This is a genomic window from Pseudoalteromonas rubra (genome assembly GCF_000967655.1).
Taxonomy (GTDB): Bacteria; Pseudomonadota; Gammaproteobacteria; order Enterobacterales; family Alteromonadaceae; genus Pseudoalteromonas; species Pseudoalteromonas rubra_A.
This window is the reverse complement of sequence record NZ_JXYA01000002.1, coordinates 236453-263058: the sequence shown is the minus strand read 5'-3', so window position 1 is coordinate 263058 and position 26606 is coordinate 236453. Positions and strand designations below refer to the sequence as shown.

Annotated in this window: 20 protein-coding genes; 8 read left to right on the top strand and 12 right to left on the bottom strand. The window is 49.3% G+C overall.

From position 1 onward, the window contains the following. Nucleotides 1-9 precede the first annotated feature (9 nt). From trpCF to TW77_RS01955, 4 genes are read right to left on the bottom strand one after another with little or no spacing between them, the layout of a single operon-like run. Nucleotides 10-1374: a bifunctional indole-3-glycerol-phosphate synthase TrpC/phosphoribosylanthranilate isomerase TrpF gene (trpCF, locus tag TW77_RS01970; protein ID WP_046003275.1), complete on the bottom strand. Its 1365-nt coding sequence runs from the start codon at nucleotides 1372-1374 to the stop codon at nucleotides 10-12. Next, nucleotides 1367-2371 (bottom strand): anthranilate phosphoribosyltransferase, encoded by a 1005-nt coding sequence (trpD, locus tag TW77_RS01965; protein WP_046003274.1) that lies wholly within the window; start codon nucleotides 2369-2371, stop codon nucleotides 1367-1369. Before trpD ends, trpCF begins: the two co-directional genes overlap by 8 nt. Before the next feature lie 2 nt (nucleotides 2372-2373). Continuing rightward, complete coding sequence (locus tag TW77_RS01960; RefSeq protein WP_046003273.1) at nucleotides 2374-2964, bottom strand: aminodeoxychorismate/anthranilate synthase component II; 591 nt, start codon at nucleotides 2962-2964, stop codon at nucleotides 2374-2376. Beyond that, on the bottom strand, nucleotides 2961-4535 hold the full coding sequence (locus tag TW77_RS01955; protein WP_046003272.1) for an anthranilate synthase component 1: 1575 nt from the start codon (nucleotides 4533-4535) through the stop codon (nucleotides 2961-2963). Before TW77_RS01955 ends, TW77_RS01960 begins: the two co-directional genes overlap by 4 nt. A 518-nt stretch (nucleotides 4536-5053) precedes the next feature. Between TW77_RS01955 and rnm the strand changes: the two genes are divergently transcribed. From rnm to rluB, 5 genes are read left to right on the top strand one after another with little or no spacing between them, the layout of a single operon-like run. Next, entirely contained in the window at nucleotides 5054-5899 is an 846-nt protein-coding gene (gene rnm, locus TW77_RS01950) for an RNase RNM (protein ID WP_046003271.1), read from the top strand. Nucleotides 5900-5903: 4 nt separating this feature from the next. Beyond that, nucleotides 5904-6524, top strand: a complete 621-nt coding sequence (locus TW77_RS01945) for an L-threonylcarbamoyladenylate synthase (RefSeq protein WP_046003270.1) — start codon at nucleotides 5904-5906, stop codon at nucleotides 6522-6524. A 2-nt stretch (nucleotides 6525-6526) separates the two neighbouring features. Further along, nucleotides 6527-7342 carry a segregation and condensation protein A gene (locus tag TW77_RS01940; RefSeq protein ID WP_046003269.1) on the top strand — a complete coding sequence of 272 codons (816 nt, stop codon included), beginning with the start codon at nucleotides 6527-6529 and terminating at the stop codon, nucleotides 7340-7342. Between the two features lie 50 nt (nucleotides 7343-7392). Next, nucleotides 7393-7980: an SMC-Scp complex subunit ScpB gene (scpB, locus tag TW77_RS01935; RefSeq protein ID WP_046003268.1), complete on the top strand. Its 588-nt coding sequence runs from the start codon at nucleotides 7393-7395 to the stop codon at nucleotides 7978-7980. Further along, nucleotides 7977-8837 (top strand): 23S rRNA pseudouridine(2605) synthase RluB, encoded by an 861-nt coding sequence (gene rluB / locus TW77_RS01930; protein ID WP_046003267.1) that lies wholly within the window; start codon nucleotides 7977-7979, stop codon nucleotides 8835-8837. The genes scpB and rluB overlap by 4 nt, the downstream gene beginning before the upstream one ends. 42 nt (nucleotides 8838-8879) lie before the next feature. Here rluB and TW77_RS01925 read toward each other — a convergent pair whose 3' ends face one another. After that, nucleotides 8880-9623 carry a YciK family oxidoreductase gene (locus tag TW77_RS01925; protein WP_046003266.1) on the bottom strand — a complete coding sequence of 248 codons (744 nt, stop codon included), beginning with the start codon at nucleotides 9621-9623 and terminating at the stop codon, nucleotides 8880-8882. Between the two features lie 269 nt (nucleotides 9624-9892). Here TW77_RS01925 and TW77_RS01920 point away from each other — a divergent pair, with 269 nt between their 5' ends. Both TW77_RS01920 and sohB read left to right on the top strand, forming a co-directional pair. Further along, nucleotides 9893-12310 (top strand): VolA/Pla-1 family phospholipase, encoded by a 2418-nt coding sequence (locus tag TW77_RS01920; RefSeq protein WP_046003265.1) that lies wholly within the window; start codon nucleotides 9893-9895, stop codon nucleotides 12308-12310. A 72-nt stretch (nucleotides 12311-12382) separates the two neighbouring features. Then, a complete protein-coding gene (gene sohB, locus TW77_RS01915) occupies nucleotides 12383-13396 on the top strand; it encodes a protease SohB (RefSeq protein ID WP_046003264.1) in 1014 nt (337 codons plus the stop codon). A 193-nt stretch (nucleotides 13397-13589) separates the two neighbouring features. Here sohB and TW77_RS01910 read toward each other — a convergent pair whose 3' ends face one another. The 4 genes from TW77_RS01910 to TW77_RS01895 all read right to left on the bottom strand — a co-directional run bounded on the left by TW77_RS01910 (nucleotide 13590) and on the right by TW77_RS01895 (nucleotide 17775). Next, the gene (locus TW77_RS01910) at nucleotides 13590-14084 is read right to left on the bottom strand and encodes a SixA phosphatase family protein (protein ID WP_046003263.1); all 495 of its coding nucleotides are present in this window, start codon (nucleotides 14082-14084) and stop codon (nucleotides 13590-13592) included. 38 nt (nucleotides 14085-14122) lie between these two features. Beyond that, a complete protein-coding gene (locus tag TW77_RS01905) occupies nucleotides 14123-15040 on the bottom strand; it encodes an ABC transporter ATP-binding protein (protein ID WP_046003262.1) in 918 nt (305 codons plus the stop codon). After that, a complete protein-coding gene (locus TW77_RS01900) occupies nucleotides 15037-15846 on the bottom strand; it encodes an ABC transporter permease subunit (protein WP_046003261.1) in 810 nt (269 codons plus the stop codon). Before TW77_RS01900 ends, TW77_RS01905 begins: the two co-directional genes overlap by 4 nt. A gap of 117 nt (nucleotides 15847-15963) precedes the next feature. Continuing rightward, nucleotides 15964-17775, bottom strand: a complete 1812-nt coding sequence (locus TW77_RS01895; protein WP_046003260.1) for a M2 family metallopeptidase — start codon at nucleotides 17773-17775, stop codon at nucleotides 15964-15966. A 148-nt stretch (nucleotides 17776-17923) separates the two neighbouring features. Here TW77_RS01895 and TW77_RS01890 point away from each other — a divergent pair, with 148 nt between their 5' ends. Continuing rightward, nucleotides 17924-20188: an acyl-CoA dehydrogenase gene (locus TW77_RS01890; protein ID WP_046003259.1), complete on the top strand. Its 2265-nt coding sequence runs from the start codon at nucleotides 17924-17926 to the stop codon at nucleotides 20186-20188. A 121-nt stretch (nucleotides 20189-20309) separates the two neighbouring features. Here the strand turns inward: TW77_RS01890 and TW77_RS01885 are convergent, their stop codons facing one another. The 3 genes from TW77_RS01885 to TW77_RS01875 form a co-directional block, all read right to left on the bottom strand. After that, a complete protein-coding gene (locus tag TW77_RS01885; RefSeq protein WP_046003258.1) occupies nucleotides 20310-20747 on the bottom strand; it encodes a hypothetical protein in 438 nt (145 codons plus the stop codon). A gap of 162 nt (nucleotides 20748-20909) precedes the next feature. After that, complete coding sequence (locus TW77_RS01880) at nucleotides 20910-23261, bottom strand: hypothetical protein (RefSeq protein ID WP_046003257.1); 2352 nt, start codon at nucleotides 23259-23261, stop codon at nucleotides 20910-20912. A gap of 199 nt (nucleotides 23262-23460) precedes the next feature. Further along, nucleotides 23461-26604, bottom strand: a complete 3144-nt coding sequence (locus TW77_RS01875) for an efflux RND transporter permease subunit (protein WP_046003256.1) — start codon at nucleotides 26602-26604, stop codon at nucleotides 23461-23463. Nucleotides 26605-26606: the final 2 nt, after the last annotated feature.

Here is a 26606-nt window from a genome sequence, read left to right as displayed (position 1 = left end):
GTTTCCACCTCAGTATTTACGAATTGTATTAAAAGCTGTATTGAGTTTGTCGGCGCACTTTTTACCCGGGCTGGTCTCAACGCCTGAGTTCAGGTCGAACCCGGCTGCGCCCAGGTACGAGGCCTGTGTCAGATTGTCTGCGTTAAGGCCACCTGCCAGCATAAAGCTGCCTGGCGTCTGGTTCAGTAACTGCCAGTCAAATGCCTGACCTGTGCCGCCAAGTTGACCTTTGACTTTGGTGTCGTACAAATGTTTGTCGACGCCCTGTAAAGGTTCAGGTAAATGGTCGCTGATCCCCTGTGCTTTCCAGATCTGGCAGTTGACAGGTAACTGCTGGCGCAGCGCATCGACATAATCTTGTGATTCATTGCCATGCAACTGGACTGCACTGAGTTTCAGAACCCGGACATTTTCAATCACCTGCTCAAGCGGTGCATCGACAAACACACCCACATAATTGAGCGGCGCGCTGTCTACGACCGCTTTGGCGCAGTCAATATCGACATAACGGGGTGACTTGGGATAAAAAATCAGACCGCCGTACACTGCGCCTGCCTCATAAGCAGCAATGGCGTCCTGGCTGCGCGTTAGGCCACAGACCTTGTTTTCGCCCAGGATCAGCTTGCGACATGCGGTTTCAAGGTCTTGTTCTGCCATTAATGAGCTGCCAACCAGAAAGCCATTGCAAATGGGCGCTAAGCGTTTTACGTCTGCATGGCTATAAATGCCAGACTCAGAGACCACGGTTTTATCTTCCGGGATCAATTTGCGCAAACGTTCGCTGGTTGCCAAGTCTGTACTTAAATCTCTAAGATTACGGTTGTTGATCCCAATAAGTTTGGCATCCAGCTTAAGGGCGCGATGAACCTCTTCCTCATTACTGACTTCCGTCAGTACCGCCATATTCAGGCTGTGGGCCAAATCAGCCAAAACCTGGTAAAGTGCGTCATCAAGTACTGATAGCATCAGCAAAATGGCATCGCCACCGCTTACACGGGCCAGATACACCTGGTATTCATCAATAAAAAAGTCTTTACAGATAAGAGGCTGTGACACCTTAGTTCTGACATAGCTAAGGTAATCAAAATTACCCTGAAAATACTTTTCGTCAGTCAGCACACTGATGCAGCTGGCATAACGGCCATAAACCGCGGTAATTTCGTCCAGGTCGAAGTGTTGACGGATCAGCCCTTTCGACGGCGAAGCTTTTTTACACTCCAGAATAAACTGAGTACCCGGACGGCTCAATGCTGCGTAAAAATCGCGGTCGCTGGGGGTTATCTGCTCTATAAAACTGTCCAGCGGGCGCGCTTGCTTGCGTTGTGCCACTTCAACTTCTTTATCAGCAACGATTCTCTCTAATACATTAGCCATTGCTCACCTCCACAATTTCGGCAAGTTTATCGGCGCAGCGGCCTGATGCCAGCATTTCGGCAACCTGAGCACTGGCTGATTTCAGGTCCGTTGCTTTGTCTGTCATGACCAGCAGCGCGGCGACGTTGGCGATGATGGCCCCATTGTGTGCTTCTTTGCCTGTGCCACTGAGAATATCCCGGGTTGCCTGGGCATTAAACTCTGGCGTATCGCCAAAAATGGCCTCAAGCGGGTAGCGCGCCAGTCCAAAGTCTTCAGGCGTCAGTGTGTAGTCTCTCAATTCACCCTGATTAAGCTCTGTTACCAGGGTTTCGCCATGCAGTGCAATTTCATCACAGCCTGAGCCATGAACGACCATGGCGCGTTGGGTGCCGAGCTTTTGTAACGTCTCTGCCATTGGGCGACAAAGCTTAGGATCGTAAACGCCCAGCAATTGCACCTGAGGCTGAGCCGGGTTGGCAAGCGGGCCGAGAATATTAAACAGGGTGCGGGTTTTAAGCTTAGTGCGCACTGGCATCGCATGTTTGACACCGGCGTGATAGTGCGGGGCAAACAAAAAGGTAAAGTTGGTTTGTTGCAAGCAGCGTGCACCCTGTATTGGGTCCATATCCAGGTTGATCCCCAGTGTTTTTAACAAGTCGGCAGAGCCGGATTTGCTGGATACGCTGCGGTTGCCATGTTTAACCATAGGAATACCGCAGGCGGCTGCAACAATAGCGGCTGTGGTACTGACATTGATGGTGTTGGTGCCATCACCGCCCGTGCCACAACTGTCTGCACACAGCAAGCCCTGGGTGTCGAATGCCGTAGCATGGTCACGCATAGCTTTTGCGGCGCCTGCGATTTCTTCGGCGGTTTCGCCCTTGATTTTCAGGGCGACCAGCGCGGCGGTGAGTTGTACCTCATCCAGCTGGCCTTGCATAACGGCGCTAAAAAGATCGGTCGCTGTGGCAAAATCCAGCGATTTTTGTTCAAGTAATAAATTCAAACTGTCCATGTCTACTCCTCACCAGTGAGATAGGCGATGCTTTGCTTAAGAAGCTGGGCACCGCATGGGGTTAAAATAGATTCCGGGTGAAACTGATACCCGATCACCTTATCGCTCGGGTGGTAAATCGCCATTGGAATATCTTCATAGTTTGCAATGACTTCAAGGCTCTCTGGCACCTGAGTTGCCATTAAAGAATGATAACGCGCAACCGGGAATGACTTGCCCAGCCCGGCAAAAACCGGATGGGGCTTTACGCTAATGTGAGACGATTTACCGTGCACGGTTTCGCCGGCATGGCCTATGGTGCCGCCGTAGCTTTGTGTCAGTGCCTGCTGCCCCAGGCAGATCCCCAGCATGGGGTACTTGCCTTTACACAGGTCAATCAGTTCCAGCAGGCAGCCCGCATCTTTTGGGGCGCCGGGGCCGGGTGATAAAACCAGGATCACCGGGCCGCTTTCTTGCTGCATTTTGGCAAAAATCGTTCTGGCATCAAGGTGGTTTCGGTAAACGACCAGCTCGGCACCGAGCAGCGACAGTTCATCAACCAGGTTATAGGAGAAGGAGTCAAAGTTATCGAGAAAGTATATCTTGGGGATCATGACTGCGCTCCTGCATAAGTCGATTGAATGGCTTTGATAACCGCGCTGGCCTTGGCACGAGTTTCATCGGCTTCGGCTTGCGGGTCAGAGTCATAAACAACACCTGCACCGGCTTGTACCAGCGCCTGGCCATTTTTAACGAAGGCTGAGCGGATCACGATGCAAGAATCCATCGCACCATCTCCGGTCAGATAACCAACGGCGCCACCGTAGCTGCCACGTCGTTGTTTTTCCGTGAGTCTGACCAATTCTGCCGCTCTGACTTTCGGTGCGCCGACAAGTGTACCCATGTTCATACTGGCCTGATAGGCATGCAGGGCATCGAGGTCTGGTTTCAGCTGACCGACAACGCGTGAAACCAGGTGCATGACCTGAGAATAACGGTCTACTTTGAGTAGCTCTTTGGCATGACGGGTGCCGGGTATGCTGATCCTGGCCACATCATTACGGGCCAGATCGACTAACATTAAATGCTCGGCACGTTCTTTTTGATCGTCTCTGAGTTCCAGTTCGATGCGACTGTCCAGATCCGGGTTAATACTGCCATCGGCAAACTTACCGCGAGGCCGGGTGCCTGCAATAGGATACACTTCAACCTGATTACTCTGCTCACAATATTTCAATGCCGATTCGGGAGAAGCACCAAACAAGACAAAGTCTTCGTCGCGCATATAAAACATGTACGGACTTGGATTTTGTTGCTTAAGCGCTTTGTAGGCTGACATTGGGTCGGCGCATGGCAAAGAGAAAGTACGCGAGGGCACCACCTGAAAGATGTCGCCATCGACAATGTGCTGCTTCAGTTTTACCACTTGCTCTATATAAGTCTCATCACTGATATCGACACTGACCTCACAGTGACCTGCAAGCGGACTTGGCGAGAATGACTCTAAAGCATCACACTGATGATTGAGCACTTCAAGCTGGCGGCCGACCTCAAAACAGTTTGCATGAACGTCGGGGCCGTTGAACACGTTGCCGATTAACTCAGTGGTTTGCGCCTGATGATCTATGATAAGCAGGGTCTCGGCCAGATAGAATACGTAGTCAGGGCAGCTGTTGGCGCCGTCTGGCACCTCAGGCAGTTGTTCAAAATTGGCCACCATATCGTACGCAAACACCCCTCCCAGAAACAACGAAAACGGTGTGTCTGAGTTGCATTTGATGCGGTTGATACAGGTTCTGAGTGCGCTAAACGCATTATCGGCTTTGAGCTTTGCATACTCGTCGAGATCGGCCGATGTGTCGCGATAAGTAATGGTTAGCACTGAGTTATCTTGGGTTACGTCGCAGTTTTCCACTTCCTGCGCCAGGTAGGGCAGCAGTTGCTCACCGTTGTTGGACAGTGCTCTGACGATGACTTGCTTGCCCTGACACTCAAATCGCAGTGCGGTATCAACCAGAATAATGCTTTTCACATTGTCTTTGGAGTCGATTTCTGCTGATTCCAGCAACAATGAGTTGGGCTTGTCCAACGCTGCGAACAAAGACAAGGGGCTGGCGATATACTCTCGCCGTAACCGAATACTGGTCACTTCCCCGGGCTGTGTCGTTATATGACTAAAAATCACACCTCATTCCTCGTAATTTTCATAATTTAAGCTAAAAAAAACCCCCGTAAGCGAGTTGCTTGCGGGGGTCTGTGTATTAGGTACAAAGATGCCGTCCCGCTAATTCAGGCACCACCACCAAGACATATCTAGTAAAAGAGTTGTTATATTATTGATCACTATACAATATCTTTGAGAAAATTAAGTTACAAAAAAACCCGCGTGTTTAGCGCGGGTTTCGAAAATCTTGCATGCACAACGATTCACCCGCTAATTACGAGTGCCACCACCAAATGTTGAAAGTTGTTTGTATATTCATTTGTTAAGTCATCGTTATGTAAATTGATTGGCAACAGTAAACCGCACTATGGGACAAAGTGTCAAGGTCAAATCGGAAAAAAACCAGTTAGTTCCCAAAAATGGTTATTTTGACCTAGCCACTCGCACAATTATCACTGTTTAGTGTGTCAGATAAGCGCCCGTAAAAGTAAACATCATGGTATACTAAAATCCGCATTTTTTTATAAGGTTATGAGAGTTTGATTAAATACGACTTACACAGTCACAGTACTTTTTCGGATGGTCGTTTGGCGGTCAGTGCCTTGCTGGAACGAGCAACCGAAAGAGGCGTGGATGTCCTTGCGATTACGGATCACGATACTACTGCGGGACTGGCATCTGCGCGTGACTACATCACTGATAAGCAATTGCCCTTGTCGCTGATCTCCGGGGTTGAAATCTCAACCAAATGGGAGAGCTTTGAAATACACATAGTGGGCCTGAATATCGATGAATCAAACCACTCACTCACAACCTTGCTCGCCAGTCAGCAGCAAAAGCGCCGTGAGCGCGCTAAAGAGATTGGTGTGCGATTGGCCAAACGCGGGTTTGAAGGTATCTATGAGGAAGCACAATTACTTGCTGAAAACGCTGAAATTACCCGCGCCCATTTTGCTAAAGCACTGGTAGACAGAGGCGTTGCCAAAAACATTCAGGGCGTGTTTAAAAAGTATCTCGGGCGCAACAAAATCGGCTATGTGCCGAGTAGCTGGTGCACTATGGGAGAGGCCATTGAGGCCATACACAGTGCGGGTGGCGTGAGCGTGCTGGCCCATCCCGGACGTTATCAGATGTCGAACAAGTGGCTCAGAAAGTTACTCGGTGAGTTCAGTGCCGCCGGGGGCAAGGCAATGGAAGTTGCACAACCACAGCAGGCGCCATCGGAACGCCAGTTTCTGGGGCAGCTGAGCCGTGAATATAATCTGCTGGCCAGTCAGGGATCTGATTTTCATTATCCAACAAACTGGTTGGATCTTGGAAAAAATCTATACTTACCAAAAGATTGCCAAGGTGTTTGGCAGTTCTGGGGCGCGACAGAGGAGTGACAGCGTGAGCCAATTTTTTCATATTCATCCCGATAACCCACAGGGCCGTCTGATCCGTCAGGCCGTTGATATTATTCAACAGGGCGGGGTGATTGTATACCCAACCGATTCCGGTTATGCGATTGGGTGCAGCCTGGGTAATAAACAGGCGAAGGAGCGTATTGAACGTATTCGCGGTATTGAAAAACATCATAATTTTACCCTGATGTGCCGTGATTTGTCCGAGTTATCGACCTATGCTCGTGTCGATAACCAAATGTTTCGCATGATCAAAAATAATACGCCGGGTCCTTACACCTTTATTCTGAAAGGAACAAAAGAAGTACCCAGACGTTTGCTCAATGAGAAGAAAAAAACCATCGGGATCCGGGTCACTGAACATCCGATCACGGCCGCGTTATTGACGGAGCTGGGCGAGCCTTTGATGTCTTGCTCATTGATATTACCGGATGAGCAATTTACCGAGTCGGATCCGGATGATATTCGACTGCGCCTGGAGAAGCATGTTGATCTCATCATTCACGGCGGATTTTTGATAGAGCAGGCAACGACTGTGATTGACATGTCCGACGATGAAGTGGTGATCCTGCGCCGTGGTTGTGGCGATACGGCTCCGTTTGAATAACCATGGCTGATCAAGGCGCTCAGCAAAAGCTGCCTCTGGCGTTTTTACACGGTGAGGCGGTGCTCGAGAAACCGGAGGATCTCTATATTCCTCCGGATGCGCTGGAAGTCATACTCGAGACGTTTGAAGGTCCGCTCGACCTGCTGCTGTATCTCATCAAGCGCCATAAGCTGGATATCCTGGAGTTGCCGATACTGAGTATCACGCAGCAATACGTGCAATATGTTGAGATGATGCAGGATATGCAGCTTGAGCTGGCTGGTGAATACCTGGTGATGGCCGCCTTACTGGCACAGATAAAGTCTCGTTTACTCTTGCCGGTGCATGAAGAGCTGGAGGACGAAGAAGATCCCCGTGCAGAATTGGTCAGACGGCTTCAGGAATATGAGCAATTCAAAAAAGCGGCAGAAAACTTGGATCAGTTGCCTCGTGTCGATCGGGAGATTTTTGTCGCCCGTGCGTTGATGGAAGAAACAGACGCGCCACAGGCGCAACTTCCGGATATAGATATGGCTGAGCTGCTGCTGGCGCTGAGTGATGTGATGGCACGGGCAAAAACGTTTGAGCACCACCAGATCAGCGCCGAAGCCTTATCGACGCGCGAGCGTATGGCGGCCATTTTACAGTTTTTGTCGGCGCATCCCGAGCCGGTTGAGTTTTCCCGCTTGTTTACCTTGTCAGAGGGCCGCAGCGGGGTGGTCGTTACGTTTATCGCAATGCTTGAATTATTAAAAGAGCAGTTGATCGACTGTGTGCAGGTTGCTCCTGCTGCCGCACCGGCCAGCACAATTTATTTGTCATTAAAGCTACAAGAGTGACGCCGGCTCTGTCATAATACGCGGCTTTAGACTAGCCTTATCCTACTTGCATGAAACGCCGTATCAGTGATGAACAATTGGTTGAACTGGTTGAAGCAGCCATATTCGTTGCCGATAAGCCTTTATCCCGAAAGCAGCTGAAAGAAACCGTTTTACAGGACATTACTGTATCGGATGCCCGCCTCAGGCAGGCACTGACAACGTTGAGTGAGCACTATCAGACTCGGGGCGTCAAACTGGTTGAAGTTGGCACGGGCTATCGTTTTCAGGCTTGTGCCAGTTTAAGCCCCTGGCTTAGCAACCTGTGGCAGGAAAAAGCACCAAAATACTCTCGGGCTACGCTCGAAACCCTGGCACTGATCGCTTATCGTCAGCCTATAACAAGAGGCGAGATTGAGCAGGTACGGGGCGTGACGGTGAGCTCCAACATCATCAAAAGCTTGCTGGAGCGGCAATGGATAAAAGTGGTGGGCTATAAAGAAGTGCCAGGCAAACCGGCACTGTATGCAACAACCAAACAATTTTTAGACTACTTTTCGCTCAACGGGTTGGACATGCTCCCTGAGCTGCCATCTCAGCAGGGCGAAAAGCTAGATCAGATGTTAGATGATCCTTCTGTGAGAGAACCATCAGAATGAGTGAGAAGTTACAAAAAGTTTTAGCACGCGCCGGCGTTGGCTCGCGTCGTGAAATGGAAAAATACATCGAAAGCAACCGTGTCAGTGTTGACGGTAAGGTTGCTAAACTGGGTGATCGCGTAGAAGAAAACGCCGTCATTCGCGTCGATGGCCATATCGTTAAAGTGGAGCAACAGGAAGAGCGGATCTGCCGTGTCCTAATGTACCATAAACCTGAAGGTGAGCTGTGTACGCGTAAAGATCCGGAAGGCCGCCGTACCGTGTTCGACCGTCTCCCGCGTATTGAAGGCGACCGCTGGATCGCCATTGGTCGGTTGGATGTAAATACATCAGGTCTGTTACTGTTCACCAATGATGGTGAGCTGGCCAATCGCCTGATGCACCCTAAATATGAGGTAGAGCGTGAATATTCGGTGCGGGTATTTGGTGATGTAACTAACGAACACCTGCGCAACCTGAAAAAAGGGGTTGAACTGGAAGACGGTCCGGCGAAATTCCTGAAGCTGGCCCCACGCGGTGGTGAAGGCCTGAACAAGTGGTTTAACGTCACCTTAACCGAGGGCCGTAACCGCGAAGTGCGTCGCTTGTGGCAGTCGCAGGAGCTAGAAGTATCGCGCCTTATCCGGATCCGCTATGGTAAGCTGGAATTGGGTAAACGCCTGCCTCAGGGCGGCTGGGAAGAGCTCAAACTGGAAGATGTGAATTATCTGCGCAAGTCGGTAGGTATGCGTCCTGAAACGCAGACTAAGCTGTCTGTGATGCCTGAAAAGCGTAAGGACAAGCGTGCGAAGATAAACCGTATTCGCAAGGCGGTGAATAAGCATAACCAGCGCCTCAAACAGAGCAAACGCCGTTAAAACAGAGACAAAAAAGCCGCTTTTCGCGGCTTTTTTTATGGCTTACTTAGGTTGGGCATCCAGCGACTGACCATTTACCTCGGCCGAGTCATCGGACATCAGGTAGAGGTAAGTCGGCATCAGTTCTTCGGGGGTTTTTAGTTTGTCTTTATCTTCGCCCGGATAAGCTGTAGCGCGCATGCCAGTGCGAGTCGCACCTGGGTTAATACAGTTAATGCGAATGTTGGTTTTACCCACTTCTGCTGCCCAGGTTTGCATCATACCTTCGGTGGCAAATTTCGAAATGGCATAAGCGCCCCAAAATTCGCGGCCCTGACGACCTACGCCAGATGACGTAAAGACAATAGAAGCGCTGGGTGATTTACGCATCACAGGGAACAGGTATTTGGTGATCATTGCCTGTGCGGTAACGTTCACTTTCATGATGTTCTCAAACGTGGACACGCAAAAATGTTCCAGCGGACCCAGGGCACCTAAAATGGAGGCGTTATTTAGCAGCCCGTCAAGCTTGCCAAATTGTTGTTCGATAGTTGCGGCAAGGTCGCGATAGTGTTGTTTTGTCGCGCCTTTCAGGTCTAACGGCACAATGGCCGGTTTCGGACATCCTGCCGCAACGATTTCGTCATAAACACATTCCAGCTTTTGGGTGGTTTTACCCAGCAGAATCACCGTTGCACCATGTTTGGCGTAGGTCAGTGCGGCAACCCGGCCAATGCCATCGCCTGCACCTGTGATCAAAATCACTTTGTTTTCTAAAGCATTCTCAGCTGCTTGATAAGTATGCATTTTGAACCTCTGAGCTAAATTTTCGGCATATTTTAACACATACCACAGCCAAGTTATCGAATTTATTGTAAATATGGCTGGCGAAACGCTACACTTTGCGTTAACTTAAACTGGTCTAATGTCTTATTAAAAGCAGATTTACCTTTAAGTACCTTTTTGCAAAGGTTTTAACTAAATGTTCTCTGATTGGTCAATTTATCAGCTAAATTAAGCAGTTAGGTTGAGTTCAGGGCTAAGAATAATAATAAGATTATGTCGGAGCCAAATAAATGAAAAAAATGCTACTCTCACTCGCGGTTTCTGCAGCCTTAGCAGGTTGTGGCGGCGGTGAAACCCTTGAAGATGTAAAACAAGAAAGCGCTGCTGTAAAACCCAGCGCCTCGATTAAGTTCGACCCATCAAATGGGGTGATTTCTGTGCCTAATGATCTGCTGTTTAACGGCACGAAGGATGGCACGCTTAATATCCCTGGTGAGTTGAATGATGACGGCTCGGTCAAAATTCAGCGTGCACATTATGCCGACCCTTCATTGGCAATAGGCGCACTGGATGGTTGGTCAACCCAAATGCCGTTTGCTATCGATTTGACAGTACCTGCGGGTGTTGAAATTGACGCCGCCAGTGTATCAACGCCCGGCGCGGTGAGAATTTTTGAAGTGGTTATGGGTGCCAGCCTGACAGATCAGGACTGTGCAACAGTGCCGGCTGGGATCGCCTGTAAAGGGGTTGCCGAGTTGACCAACGGCTTGCAGGGTGACTTTATCGCTAAGTTGGGCGCGGACGGGAAAAGCATCAATGTGATCCCTATGAAACCGCTTAAGTCGTCGACTACCTACATCACAGTACTAACAACGGGCCTGAAAGACAGCTCGGGTAGTGTTGCACCGTCTTCAACCTATACTTTGCTCAAGCAAGACGCACCTTTGGTGACGCCTGCGCAAAAGGGCCTGCAAGCGGTTGTGAAAAGCTATGAGAATGCTGTTACCTCGCTTGGTACTGTGACCAGTGAAGAAATCATTTTCTCTGCGGCGATGACAACGCACTCAACCTTTGAGGTGATGGGCGCAGTTAAACAGCTACTGGCAGCCTCTTTGACAACTGAGCAAAGACCGGTATTGAGTGTTGGCCAACAGCCAGCTGATGGTTTGACGGTTGCTGACTTGCCGGGTATCCCTTTATCTGACGAAATTCGTCCTTTGTTCCGCTCAGTAAGATACTTGCAAGGCAATATCGTTTTGCCTCGTTATCTCGGGGAGCCGCAAGCGAAAGAAGACGCGGCACTGGCAGATACTTACTGGCAGGCACAGTGTGATAACGCAGCAGCGGTTGCCGGTTATATTCAGGCAACTGGTGGCACACCTGAGCTCAAAGAAGGTAACGATACTCTGTGTAATGCACTCTCTGGCGGCCGTTTAAGAGACTTAGGCCTGGATCAGCACAAGTTTGTTAGCAAATATAACCCAATTCCAAAAGCGCTGGGTGCGAATAACATTCCGGTGCAGATCACAATGCCAGCAGATGAGACAAACCGCCCTGACACGGGTTGGCCAGTCGTAATTATGCAACACGGTATTACCAGTAAAAAAGAAGACATGTTAGGCCTGACACTGGCACTAACTCAGGCAGGTTTTGCTACCGTTGCAATTGACCATCCGCTGCATGGTGAACGCGGTATTGATGTAGATGGCGACGGTGAAGATGACTTCAATGCGTCGACTAAGAGTGTGCTGCACTATATGAACCTGCAATCACTGTTAGTTGCCCGTGATAACCTGCGTCAGTCAAAGGCCGACTTACTTGGCCTGCGTTTGGGTCTGAACTTTATTAACCAGGCAACTGCGGTTCCATTACTGTTCAATACTCAGGATGTCAGCTTTATTGGCCACTCACTGGGCTCAGTTGTTGGACCGGGCTTTATCGCTTTAGCCAACTCGCCGCTGGATGAGCAGGTTGATGCCTTGTTTAACGTGAAAGCGGGTGCGCTATCAAGTGGTGGTTCAGGCATAGCTAACTTCCTGGTGGAGTCGGCTTCGTTTGGTCCTGTGGTGAAAAGTGCTGTACTGTCTGCTGCAACAGATTTGGCGGTATCAAAACAGTTTAATGCTTACCTTGGAGAAGGGGCTATTACAGACTGTGGTCAGTACGCAGCGGATGCCGGCGCGTTTGCAAACTGTGCTTATTCAACCTTTACAGCTCAGTTAGCTGCCAACGGTGACACAGTTGCACTGGGCGCAATTGATGCAACAGTCACGCAGTTCGCTTATGCCGCGCAAAGCGTACTTGGCAGCGCGGATCCGATTAACTACGCAGGCACTGTTAACGCGCTGGGTACACCTATGTATATGGGCGTGGTTGTAGGCGGTGAGAACGGCAACAAAGAAGATCAGGTTATTCCACCTTCAACTCTAAGCAATCCGCTATCAGGCAGCTTGCCAATGGCTGCTATGATGGGACTGACGGCGGTTTCAGAGTCTCCAGAGGTCGACGGTACAGCAGGCAGCTATGTGGTTAAGTTCAGTCAGGGCCACCATAGCTCACTGTTGACGCCTGGCTTTGACGAACGCTCTGGTGGTACAGCTGAAGGTCATGCAGCAGCAACAATGGAAATCCAGAAACAACTGGCTACTTTCCTGGCATCAAAAGGCCTGATGCTGCCAATTACCAATGATGCTGTTATTGCAAAATAATCGCATTTGAGAGATTATGAAAAAGCCGCTGTTTTAGCGGCTTTTTTTTACTTAAATTTCAGGAGTAGAAAGTTGGCATTTTTATACGAGTACGGATTATTTTTGGCCAAAGCGGTGACTCTGGTCGCTGCACTTGGTGCAGTCATAGCCATGATTGTTGCAGCAAGCCACAAGCCGAGTTCTCAGTCCGGTGAAATCGAGCTGACCGATATATCTAAACGTCTGGACGAGGCAAAAGAGCAGTTTCTGGCGCAAACGCTGGACAAAAAAGCGCTCAAAGCGCATCAAAAGCAGCAGAAAAAGGCGCAATCAGACCAGGCTGATGAAGATAAAAAGCGCGTGTTTGTCGTTGAGTTTAGCGGCAGCATGGATGCCCATGAAGTGGAAAACCTCAGAGAAGAAGTAACTGCTATCTTAACAATCGCTGATGCCAAGCAAGATCAGGTTGTGGTTAACCTGGAAAGTGGTGGCGGGGTTGTGCATGGTTACGGCCTGGCTGCCTCACAATTGCAACGTATCAAAGACGCCGGGCTGCCACTGACGGTGTGCGTAGATAAAGTCGCAGCCAGCGGGGGTTATATGATGGCCTGTGTGGCAGACAAAATCATCGCGGCGCCGTTTGCGATAGTTGGCTCTATTGGCGTTATTGCTCAGTTGCCTAACTTCAACAAGTTGCTTAAAAAGAATGACATTGATTATGAGCAAATTACGGCCGGCGAGTACAAGCGCACTCTAACTCTGTTTGGAGAAAATACCGATAAAGGACGCGAAAAGTTTCGTGAAGAAATCGAACATACCCATGGTTTGTTCAAGCGTTTTGTCAGCGACAACCGACCCAATATGGATATAGACAAAGTGGCAACCGGAGAGCACTGGCTGGCAACCCACGCTCATGAGTTTGCACTGGTGGATGAAATTCGCACCAGCGATGACCTGTTGTTAGATTTAAATCAGGCCTATCAGCTTTATCAGGTGCGCTATAAACTGAAAAAATCCATGGCAGAAAAGCTTGGGATTGGCGTGAGCCTGAGCCTTGAAAAAGGAGCGATGCGCCTGTTCTCCAAGTGGCAAAAATCAAGCTACTAAACCATCCGGGCAGTGCGGTTTATATCAATTTGCTTAATTAAGTGTTCTATTTTGAGGCGAGAAAATATGTTCGATAACCAGGCAAAAATTTGCGAACTCATACCTTAGGTAAAGGCTCTAAATGAGAAATTTTTAACACAGTTAGCGTCATATTTGCTCCGTCAAATTGAACAAGTATTAAGTGAAATTGGTATTATGTAGTGCCCAGCTCCGGCCTGAGGATAAAGCGCTCTAATGTGACGTTTTCTGCCGCTACTTTGTGCCAGTGCGCACTTTGCAGGCTCAGCTCCACGTAACCAGCAGTGACCAGGTTATCCAACTGATGACGGATCAGATGATTGACCAGTATTGTCATTGCCGGATTATGGCCCACTACAGTAACATCAGAGCACTCATCTGGTAGCAGGTGCAAACAATCCATCAGATCCGTTGCATCAAAGGTATAAAGTGCCGGGATCACTTCAACAGCCTTGCTCACCTGACACTCTGCATGGAGAATATGTGCGGTATCGTGCGCCCGACGTGCCGGGCTGGTAAATATATGTGTTTGTGGAAGCAACCCTAGTTGCGCGGCCAGTGCCTGTGTGCGGCGCACACCTTTAGGTTTAAGTGGCCGGTCGATATCGTGCAGCTGAGTGTCTTGCCAGCTTGATTTCGCATGGCGAATAAGTCTGAGAGTTTTATTCATTGTCTACCCGGCTGCGTGTAAGTCTCTACTATTGTAGCTTAAGGCGTAGCGAACAGCTGGTTTTCGAGCGTGTTGCCGTTAATGAGCTGCTTGTATCGCCAGCCATGATGATGACATAACTCCAGCAAGGCAATATCCAGTGCCTTGTGGCTGACATCATACTCAATGACAAATTCATCGGACTGAGATTGTCTGACGTTTTTAACTCCGCTGAGGTGTGCAATCTGCTCTTTCATGTGCTCAGTTAATTGTTGAACCTGAAGAGTCAGGAAGGCCGTGTCAGACTCGTTTTGCGCATATCTTTGATGACTGGTGAGCTTGCCTTGCTCCAGATAAAGCACAGTGTCACATAAGCGCTCCAGTTCACTCAAGTCATGGGAGCTGAGCATAAAGGTGATGTCTTTACTCAAATCGGCAATCAATGAACGGATAGCTTTTGCATTAAGGGGATCCAGTCCGGCCGTTGCTTCGTCCAGCAACACGATTTTGGGTTGTCCAATCAGCGCTTGTGCGATGCAGATGCGTTTTCTCATCCCATGCGATAACTCTGACGCTTTGGCATTCAGTTGCTCACTGAGGTCGACTAACTCAAGAACGCGTGCCGTTTCATGCTGCGCCTCGCGGCGATTTAATCCTTGCAGCTGGCCGTAAAAGGTCAGTTGTTTACCGACCGAAAAGCGCGGATCCAGCTGCGCATCCTGTGGCAAAGCACTGAGCACTCCGAACAGGGCGCTGTCGCCCGGCGTGTGGCCAAAGACTCGAACATTACCCGAATCTGCTTGTAAAAAACCACACAAGATACTGAATAACGTGGTCTTGCCTGCGCCATTTGGGCCTACCAGAGCAATGGTACTGCCAGCGTTTATAGAGAAACTGACGTCATCCAGGGCACGCTTCTGGGCAAATCGCTTTGTCAGACCGCTGACCTCAATCGCGATGGAAGTAGCAGAGTTCATAGATCTTTCCTCTTGATTAGCCAGTAGGCGACGCTCAAAAGCGCCACTGATTGCAGCACTGGGGTGGCGATGGACAGCAAGTTAATGTCGTACCAGGGCGCTATGCGACTGATGTGCACACCCGGCAGGGCATAATACAACCATTGTGCAGCTTCAATATGGCTTGCCAGATAACCTATCAGCAGATTGCCTACAGTGAACAACAAGGTGGCATAAATAATACTCAGCCGGGCTGAGTTGGCGAGCAGGTTAAGCAGCGCCATCAGGGCAATAAAGGGCAAGGTGGTCAGAGCCAGTAGCGTAATGATCACGACCAATTTGAGCAACCCGCTAAACAGCAAAGCGGTATCCCGAGTCAGCATTAACAGCCAGGCAGCCAAAACGGAGACCGTTATGAGAGCCAATAGCACGAGTACCTGACCGGTAAAGCGCCCTAATAAGAGTTCTGCGCGGCTGGCACGTAAGGTCAGAAACCGGAGCGTACCTCGCTTTGCGTCCTCGACGGTCTGATCAGCACTGACGAACAAGGTGAACAATGGAAACGTGAATAGGGCGATGATCCAGTAGACCGATAACTCGGCCTCAGGCCAGCGCACCAGCTGATAGAGACCAATAGAACCCGCGACTTGAATGGCAATATCAGAGAATTCAGGGCTTCTGAGCACGGAAACTGCGTGATAGATGGGGTAGCGTAATATGATGAGCCACACCATAGTAAAGGCCGCGAGAGCAAGCCAGCCACGTTTTGTGGCAAACAAACGTGTCAGTTCAAACTGACTGAGTAATATGATTCTTTTTAGTGACATAGTGCACTCCTTTTGCGCCTACCTTAACGCAAAAGCCAGAGGATGGAAAAGCGGAGAATTGTTTCAGAGTGTGGCGAATAAGAAAGGAGCCCGCAGGCTCCTTTTGTTTGGTGTTGATTACCAACCGCACTGGCGGTTTTTGTTTTGCTCGTCCAGATAGCTCTGAAGTGGTGCAAAGTAATCCAAAATCGCAGTAGCATCCATTTGCTGGCTGCCAGTAACGCTTTCTAATGCTTCTTGCCATGGGCGGCTGCTGCCCATCTCTAGCATGGCATTTAAGCGCTCACCGGCTTCTTTTGAGTTGTACACAGAGCAGCGGTGAATGGCTTCTTTGTTACCTGAAATTTCACACAGGGCTTTGTGGAATTCAAACTGTAGAATGTGTGCCAGGAAGTAGCGCGTATAAGGTACATTGCCTGGTACGTGGTATTTTGCACCTGGGTCAAAGTCGTTTTCAGTACGTGCAACAGGTGCCTGAAGGCCCTGATACTTCTCGCGTAATTCCCACCAGGCTTGGTTGTACTCAGCCGGGCTGATTTCGCCGGAGTATACTTTCCAGCGCCATTGGTCAACTAACAGGCCAAAAGGAATGAAGGCAATTTTATCCAGTGCCATTTTCATCAGCAGGCCAATGTCTTTTGACTCGTCAGGCACCTGATCCAGCAGGCCAATCTCTTTAAGGTAACCCGGTGTTACCGACAACGCTATGGTATCACCGATTGCTTCGTGGAAACCATCGTTGGCACTTTCCTGGTAATACAGCGGCAGCTTGTTGTAGGCGCGCTGATAGAAGTTGTGACCTAACTCGTGGTGAATAACCGAGAATTCTTCGCCAGTGCGCTGGATACACATCTTGATACGCAGATCGTCTTTGTTATCCAGGTTCCATGCAGATGCATGACACTGTACGTCACGGTCCTGTGGCTTAGTGAAGAGTGAGCGAGTCCAGAATGTTTCTGGCAGCGGTTCAAAGCCCATTGAAGTGAAGAACTTCTCGGCGCCTTTCACCATTTTGATTTCGTCGTAGTTATGCTTTTCAAGCAACTCAGTCACGTTATAGCCCGGATCGGCATTTTCAGGTGCAACCAGGTCGTAGATATTGCCCCATTGCTGGGCCCACATGTTACCTAACAGGTGTGCCGGAATTGGCTGGTCCTGAGGTACTTTGTCTTCGCCATACTTTTCGCCAAGCTTGGCACGAACGTGACAGTGCAGTGAGTCATATAAAGGCTTTACCTGGCCCCAGATGCGGTCAAGTTCTTTAGCAAAGTCATCGGCCGGCATGTCGTATTTGCTGCGCCACATCGCGCCTGTATCACGATATCCCAGCTCCTGTGCGCCTTCATTCGCCAGAGAAACCAGATCTTGATACAAAGGACGCATCTGTGGAGAAACCTGACGCCAGCCCTGCCACACATCCAGTAATTCTGCATAGTCACGGCTGTTGGCCATTTTGGCTGTCATCTCGCCAAGGCTCATACAGTTGCCGTCTTTACAGTATTTGCCTTTACCGTACATGCCATCCAGCTCAGCAGACAGCTTCGCCAGCTCTGCTGTTTTTTCAGCATCTTTTGGTGCCGGTAAGGTCAGGTTGAGTTTAAGCTTGTCTAGCTTACGACGGTTGTCGTAACTGAGCTCCAGCGCGTCAAACTTGGCCGCTTCATTGGCAAGGGCAACCAGTTTTTCGGTGTATTCCTGATTAACGTCTGCGGCTAGAGAGGCGGTGTCTTCTGTGATGAAGTTGGCATAGATCCAGGCTGAGCGCGCACTGCGATAGCTGAGGTCTTGCAGTTCTTTTTCTGCTTTGGTTAGAAATGCTTCCGCGTCTTTTTCAGTCAGGGTTGACGTGCTTGTTGAGTTACATCCACTCAGTGAGAGTGCCCCGGCAACCACGAGGGCGCCCAGGCTGAGTTTGAATTGTAGTGCCATCATTGTTCCAATTATCGTTATTAGAAACTCGATGATACCAGCGTCGACTGGCTGCGACAATTCACGTCGCATGAGCAGGGCGAAAATATTGAGATAAGTGACATTTGTTCCATACTTAAAACGCCATCAACCGGGAGGTGCCGATATTATGTGGTTACTGATACTGCTCATCATTGCTGTGTGTTTTATTTTTTATGTCAAAGAAGTCAGGCTTAAGTTGGTTTCAAGTCCCGCTCTGGCTTATTTTAAACGGGCATTACCCCAGTTATCGCAGACTGAGCGTGAAGCGATGGAAGCCGGAGATACCTGGTGGGATGCAAGCTTATTTAGCGGTAAACCCGACTGGTCGCAGTGGTTGCAAACGGGCAAACCGGCACTGAGCGAACGGGAGCTTGATTTTATTGAACATGAACTGGCTGAGCTGATGGCGATGCTGGATGAAAGTCAGATCTGTACAAACGGCGACTTGCCACCTGAGGTGTGGCAATACCTGAAAGAAAAGGGGTTTTTCGCCTTTATTATTCCTGAAAAATTTGGCGGCAGGGCCTTCAGCGCTCAGGCAAACTCCGCCATCGTGGCGCAAATAGCCACTCGCAGCTTGTCGACCGCAGTAACCGTGATGGTGCCAAACAGCCTTGGCCCGGCCGAGCTGTTACTACACTTTGGCACGCCACAACAGCAACAAGCCTGGCTGCCTAAGTTGGCCGATGGATCTGCGCTGCCTTGTTTCGCGTTAACCTCGTTAGATGCAGGCTCGGATGCCGGTGGTATTACCGACTTTGCTGTGGTGTGTAAGCAAGAGTTTGAGGGGGAAATGACATTAGGGCTGAAAGTAACCTGGCAAAAGCGCTATATCACTTTGGCACCGGTGGCTTCGGTGCTGGGGCTTGCCTTCAAAGTATATGATCCCGACCAGTTGTTATCCGAAACAACGGAATTGGGGATCACCTGTGCGTTGATCCCCACCGACCATAATGGGGTTGAAGTAGGCCCGAGGCATGACCCAATGGGGCTGGCCTTTATGAATGGCACAACCCGGGGAGAGGGCGTTTTTATTCCAATGCACTGGGTCATCGGCGATGTTGACGGTATTGGTAAAGGCTGGCGTATGCTGGTGTCTTGCCTGAGTGCAGGGCGCGGGATCTCGCTTCCGGCCTTAAGTGCCGGGACCGCGCAGTTAAGCGCCAGATCAAGCACGGCGTATTGCAGTGTCAGGCGACAGTTTAAACAGCCTTTGTGGCGATTCGAAGGTGTGCAGGCCGCGCTGGGGCGAGTGGCGGGACTAAGTTACAGCATAGAGGCGACGCGGCAAAACACCGCTATGGCCATCGATCTCAATAAGAGTCCGGCGGTAATAACTGCGATTGCTAAATACCACCTGACTGAAATGGCACGGATCGCAATAAATGATGCCATGGACTTACACGGTGGCAAAGCCATCCAGCGTGGTCCGTTGAACTATCTTGCGCTCCACTATCAGGGCATGCCTATCAGCATCACGGTCGAGGGAGCCAATATCCTGACACGCAACCTGATGATCTTTGGCCAGGGCGCAACGCGTTGCCATCCTTATGTGCTAAAAGAAATGGCGGCAGCGCAGGAGCAAGATGCAGACATCGCTTTACAGCAGTTTGACAAAGTATTTGTGCAGCATCTGGCCCACAGTAGTAAAACTTTTCTTAAAGCCACCTTTAACGGACTTACGTGCGGGGTGTTTTCTTCCGCGCCCGTTGCCGGCGAGGTGGCGTATTATTACAAAACGCTCACCTGGTACAGCCAGATATTGGCAGTCTTAAGCGACCTGGCAATGCTGGTACTTGGGGGCAAACTTAAGCTTCAGGAAATGCGCTCAGCTCGCCTTGGTGACATGCTGAGTCAGCTCTATCTGGGATCATGTGTGTTGAAGAAGTTTGAGGATGATGGCCGCCAGCGCAGTGATTTGCCTTTGCTACATTACGCGATGCACTTTCACCTGAATGCATTTGAGCAGGCCTACAGCGGGTTTATTGATAATTTTGCCCCCAATGGCTTAAAAACCTTAGTAAAGCGTTGGTTTATGCCTTTTGGCCCTGGCATTGGCGGGCCTTCGGATCAACTAATCACTGAGCTTTGCCACAGCCTTTATCACAATAAACTGACCCTGGCACGGGTCAGCAACTTATGTGATACCTCCGGCCACACCGGACTAGAGGCACTGGAGCAAGCTTTTAAATTGTTTCCCAAGTGCGAACAAGGGTTGCAGAAGTTTGAACGCTGGCAAAAAGCATATCAGGCAAAACTACTGGCACTCAGTACCGAAGAGCAATTAGCGCTGGCGGTAGAAGAATGCATTCTGGATGAAGAAGAGCGGGAGTTACTGGTCAGCTGGTTTGAATCTAGCCGTCAGGCGCTGAGTGTGGATGAACAGGGTTAAAACTGAGGGGTTTTTGTCGGTGAATGGCATGGCCAAAGCCAAGTAGGGTGAGCCAGACTTCTCTGGCTCACAAATATATAGTTACTAGTTGTTCTTTAGTGCATTGGCGTTAAGCGCAAACTTAGCGAGCAAACGGATCGGCGTTAATTTTATCTACGTACCATTCGCCTTTGCGTTTGACCAGCTGAACGCTGCGCATATCGTCTACTTGCTCGCCGTGCAGCATGCCGGTAAAAATAAGATTGATCCGCGCCTCGTTGCCATATTGCTCGCGCAAACTCTGGTTGGTCATATCCACTTCAATGGTGACTTGATCATACTGCATGTTTACCAGATTTCTGGCGAACTGAGAGGGGGTGCCGTACGAGCGCATGATCCTGCCCATTCTAGGTGTTGAGCGACTAAGCGCCAGCTCCATGTCTTTCTTATTATAAAGCGCATCGAAAAAAACGGTTGCCGCGTATCCTGGGGTATTTCTGTCTCCACTGGTCGCATCGTCGCCACCACAGCCAGATAGCATCAATAGGATTACAGTTGAAAAAGTAAGTAGGAATTTCATATTAGTCGTAAATCAGCTGGTTATAACTTTAGTTTGTCTTCTAAACGGGCTTTTGTAAAGTATAGGCTGGGAAAATATGGGATGTACAAAGAGGGAGTACTATAGGTGGGAAGGCCGCTAGCAAACAGTTGCGGCATCTGCCGCAACTGTTTGAAAGTTAATTTATTCTATATCACATTTTTGAATACCGCGACTAGTTCGGTAGCAAATTTCTCTGATATAGATAAATAGGTCTTGTGGAAATACGTCTTCGATTAATTTAGTTTGCGTGTCACCGTCATAACATTTAATGTCTTTGTTAGTGACCAGACAGGTGAGCGTCCCGTTTGCCTGCACTTTATGTACGGTTGCATTTGCCGCCAGCAAGTCAGTTAGCTCAACGCCTCGACTACCCCAGCACTGCCAGCTGGCATCGCTCATCTGAGCACATACATTGTTTGCATCGACGGCGTTAAGCTTAGTCGCAAGCAATTGTGCTGGCACGTTTTTCACAGGGTTGTCACCCTTAGCGTTACAAACAACAGAACCATAATTGCCCAGTAAGCAGGCATAATCCCCTTTAGTTATCACTTGCTTGAGTTCTGCTGGTGCCGTCAAAGAAAGTGGCTGACCATAGCCGCCTTCACGACAAGATTCAAATTGACCATCCGTCACCTTACAAACATAGTCATCACCCCGGAAGGTGTGGCTGCTCTCATATCTCAGTTTGATATCGCTGTGATCGGTCTGGTCGTGCTCATCTGTGGCGTGAAATTCAAGTGTCACGTAGCGCTCAAAGTCACCATTATACTTGATAGATGCACTGGTATCCGATACCTGTTTAATGGTTACGTCGTCGCTGGTGCTTTCGGCCTGCCAGTGACTCGGCAAATTTTTCTTGTCATTCAGATGGAAAACTTGGCCAAAGACTTGCGCTTCACTGCCCATTATATAGGTCTCGGTTACGCCAGCGTAGGGGACGACCAGGGCTTGATGAGCTGTTCCCATAATCAAACTTTCGCTCACAACATCACCGGCTTTAGCAGTGATCTTGATTGCAGTAAGACCTTTGCGAGAAATTGTTTTCTTGTGTAGGTTCAGCGTTAAATGATGGCCTTCGAGGGTCCACTCAAGACTATCATAAGGCTCATAATCAGTGCTTGAAACTGTCACTTCTTCGATATCAAGGTCACCACGAAATTCCAGCCCTAAAGTGGTGGGGTAATCCGGATAAACTGAAAATTCCCCTGGATCTTTTACCTCCAACAGATCTTTGGCTATTGACTTGCTTACATAGTTGAAATTAACAAAAGCCGATTTCTCAGCACCATTTTTGAGCTTTACTTTGTACTCCACCAATGGAGAAGTCTGGTATGTGTCTTCATCAGGGATAGTGATCACCAGTTTCTCGTTCGACTTCTGCAGTAAATCTTCATTAAAGTCGTGAACCAGCCATGAAGCGCTTTCGACATCTTCGAAATTTGTCAGATTAGACGTCACGGTGACCGTCTGTCCAGGCACCGCATACAGTCTGTCTAAAGAGAGCTCAATGGCATTGAGATCGGTGACATGCTGTACCACCACGGATGTCTCGGCTGTTGCTTGGATATTGCCTTTCATCGTCACGGTGAGCAGAAGTTTAAAGGTTTGGGTCTGACTGAGCTCAGGGGCTTTAAAGGTATAAAAAGATTTTCCCTGAGTCTGCTGAGCAGGAACTGGCGTACCTTGCCACTGCCAATCATAACTGATGATGTCATCGGTACGGGTAATGGCAGCTAAAATGGTTTGAGTACTTTTTTCATTAATAACAAATTGCTCAGGCAGGATAACACTGAGTGAAGGTTCTGATTCTGGTGCTAAGGTCGCTTTGATGGTTTTAGTGACGATGCCTTCACGGGTGGTAATTTCAAAAATGATATCAAAGACGTGGGTTTGCGTAACCGCAGGTAAATCTATATTCAGGGTACTCTGGCCTGCGCGTGAGTCACGACTCGACTCGGTTTGAGTATGGGTCAGCTCAAAGCCCTCGGTTCGCCAATTGATTTCTTCAATATCTGACGTCATCGCAAAGGTCGCGGTAATGGCCGCATAACCGCCGCCAGACAGTGTCACTGTGTCTGCGAGCTCAATATGTCCGGATGAAGATTTGGGCATGACCGTCACTTGCCAGGCTTTGCTTGCCTGGTTGTTTTGGCTGTCTGTTACTGTGTATGTCAGCGTGACCTGAGTCTGCTCTTCGACGTCAGGAAAGGAAACGTGATGTGTATCGCCTTCAGCCTCGATGAACTTTACACCGCTCAGGGAGCTGCTCCATTTACCTGTTACAGCATCGTTTTCTGGATCTGTGACCTTAGTTGTCAGAGATAATAGATCTCCTGAGGTTACGAGAGTTTTGCCTTGCAGGCTGACGGTAGGGGCCTTATTGACGGTTTGTTGCGTATCATTGTTTACGGGTGATGCCTTTTCATCACCAGATGAGGAACCGCCGCAGGCAGCGAGGATCCCAAAAGTAGAAAGTAGTAAATAATTTCGCATTTTTCATTCCTTTTATTGCGTTTTCATTTCGACACTCAGATTACCCCATAAAGGCGCAATTTTGGAAACGTTTATTTGTGAGTTTGTGTTGATACTCTAATCAACAAAATTAAACGATTTAAGATCAGAAAGAGGCCAAAATAAAAGCCCGATTTGGTATCGGGCTTGGTGGGTTGGGTAGTACTATGATTAAAAATTGTTAGCTTTGCTGCAATGTTTCTGAGCTTGTATCAGGCTTTTTAATGCGTTTGATGATGCGCTTGAGATCTTCCAATGCCACATATTGACAAGGGATTAAAATCAGGGTGATCACGGTCGCAAACAACACACCAAAAGCCAGTGAAACGGCCATTGGAATGACAATTTGTGCCTGCAGGCTGGTTTCCAGCAGGATAGGTACCAGGCCGATAAAGGTCGTTAGTGAAGTCAACAAGATTGCTCTGAAACGCTTACAGCCAGCTTCAACAACGGCTTCTTTAATACTCATACCTTGCTCTCGTGCTTTGTTAACAAAGTCCACCATCACCAGCGAATCGTTAACAACCACGCCTGCGACTGCGATGATGCCAAAGAACGACAGGCTACTCATGGTCATACCCAGTACCATGTGGCCAAAAACAGCACCAACCACGCCAAAGGGGATCACGGACATGATCAGAATCGGTTGAGAGTATGAGCGCAATGGGATAGCCAGCAGCGCAAAAATAATCATCATAGATAAAGCAAAGTCGCGAATTTGCTCAGCCACACTGTCCATTTCTTCCTGAATACGACCTGCCACACTGCTGCTTACGCCAGGGTAGCTTTGCAGTAAAGAAGGTAAGTATTCATCGCGGATCTCTTCAGCAATCTTAAACGGCTCGGCCTGATCTGTGTCTACAGACGCCCACACATTAATAGTTCGCTTGGCATTTTCGCGACGGATGCGGTTGACCCCTTCGACCAGGTTGATATCGGCGATTTCTCCGAGCGGCACTTCAGCACCACTGGGCGTGATGACCCGAACTGCCTGAATATCACTGATGGTGTTGCGTTGCTCTTGTGGATAGCGGATCATCACTTTGATCTCTTCGCCACGGCGCAGGATCCGCTGTGCTTCCAGGCCGTAGTAACTAAAGTTGACCTGCGAGGCGACATCGGCCAGAGTCAGGCCCATGCTGTAAGCCAGTGGCTTAAGCTCTAGCTGCACTTCTTCGGTGCTCGACTGCATAGAATCATTAACATCGCCCACACCGGCAATGGTACGCAGCTTTTCTTTAAGTTTACCAGCCACCTCTTGCAGTGCTTTTTTATCTTTGCCCTCAAGGCGGAAGCTAATATCACCATCATCCCGGCCACCGTTCATGATGCTGTCCTGAATATTCAGGGACTTTACGCCGGGCAGGGGCGGCATGTTTTCCCGCCACAGTGCACTCAGTGCAAAGGTGTCTATTGGGCGCTTGTGAGGCTCAACCAGAATGGCCATGATCGATGCGGTGGTTCTGCCACGTAAATTAACAGACAAGTCTTTGATCATCTTTGTGCCATATTGTGCTTCAATTTGCTTTTCAACATCGAGAATAACCTGCTCAACTTTTTTAGCTGTAGCCAGTGTTGCAGACTCGGAAGATGACAAATTCATATCTATGGTGATGCGCGGGAAGTCGTGGGGGATTTTCGGGTTTGCCACAAACTTCACCAGGCCACCGGCAAACATACCGCCACTGATGATGATAATAGACAGGAAGCCAACGATTACCGTGTAACGGTAGTGAATACAGCGCTCAATAAAGGGGCGATACAGATTCTCAATAAAGTTCTTCAGCGCACCATCAATTAACGCTCTGGCACGGTGTAGCGGATTTTTAGGGTTATCCGGGCGGTCTTTCATTGCTGCCAGGTGGGCAGGCAGGATCAGTTTAGATTCGACCAAAGAGAATAGCAGGCACAGGATAATGACCCCACCAATGGCTTTGGAGAATGCGGCAGCAGGACCGGTTGCAAATGTTTGAGGTAAAAATGCGGCCACTGTGGTGAGCACGCCAAAGGTAGCCGGAATAGCAACACGCTTCACCCCGCGTACCACGTTGTCCAGGCTGTGGCCATATTTTTCAATTTCAGCATGGGCTGACTCACCAACCACGATGGCATCGTCGACCACAATGCCGAGCACCAGAATAAACGCAAACAGCGAGGCCAGGTTAATCGTGACATCCAGCATGCCCATCGGCATAAATAAGAACGCACCAAGGAATGAGACTGGCAGGCCCATCATGACCCAAAACGCCAAACGCACTCGCAAAAACAACGCCAGCATCAGCATCACCAGTACGCCGCCCCAGGCCATGTTTTCTATCATCATGTTCAGGCGACCTTCCAGGTAATAAGTTAAGTCAATAAAGGGCTCCAGCTCTACTCCCTGAGGCAGCTGAGTGGCTTTGTCAGCTAAGTAAGTTTTCATCACCTGAGCAACTTTAGTGATGTCCTGATCTTTGGACGCGCGCACCTCAAATACCAGTGAGTTACGGCCGTTGTAGCGAGAATACAACAGGCCTTCTTCAAAGCCATCGGTCACAGTCGCAACATCGCCCAGTTTGATCTGTGCGCCGTCGGCCAGGGTCAACAGAGGCAGCTGTTCGAACTCATGACCTCGGTAGGCTTGATTCTCGACCCGCATGGAAATGTAACCATTGTCCGAGCGGATCTGCCCGGCCGACATATTAGCAGAGAAATTTTTAACCGCTTCTGAAATATCTCTGAATGTCAGGCCATATTCGCGCAGCCTGTCAGGGCTTATTTCTATACTGATCTCGTAATTCAGGCCGCCGTTAAAGTCCACCAGGTTGACGCCGGGCAGGGCGAGCATCTCGTCGTGTATTTCATTTCCCAGTTGTTTCAGCTGGTGGAAGTTCATCTCGCCGTTGAGTGACAAAATCATCACCTCTTGTTCAAACTTATCGCGACGGACTATTGGGCGCTCCATGCCAGCCGGAAAGGTTGAAATGGAGTCGACCTGCATTTTGACTTCGTCGAGCACTTCCTGTGGGTCATATTTTTCTTCTACTTCAATCCAGGTTTGTGAGAAGCCGCGGTTGGAGTAGGTGATCAGACGTTTGATCCCTTCCAGCCCTTCCATCGACTCTTCCACTTTTATGGTGATCCCTTCTTCGACCTCCTGGGGCGCGGCGCCAGGATATACCGCCTGAACACTCAGCCAGTTATTCTCGAACTGCGGAAACATTTGTTTGCGAATGGTAAAGGCGCTAAGCAAACCGCCCACCAGAATAAAAATCATCAGCAGATTGGCCGCAACCGGGTTGCGGGCAAACCAGGCGATTAAGCCTTTTTCACGTGTGCCATCCATAG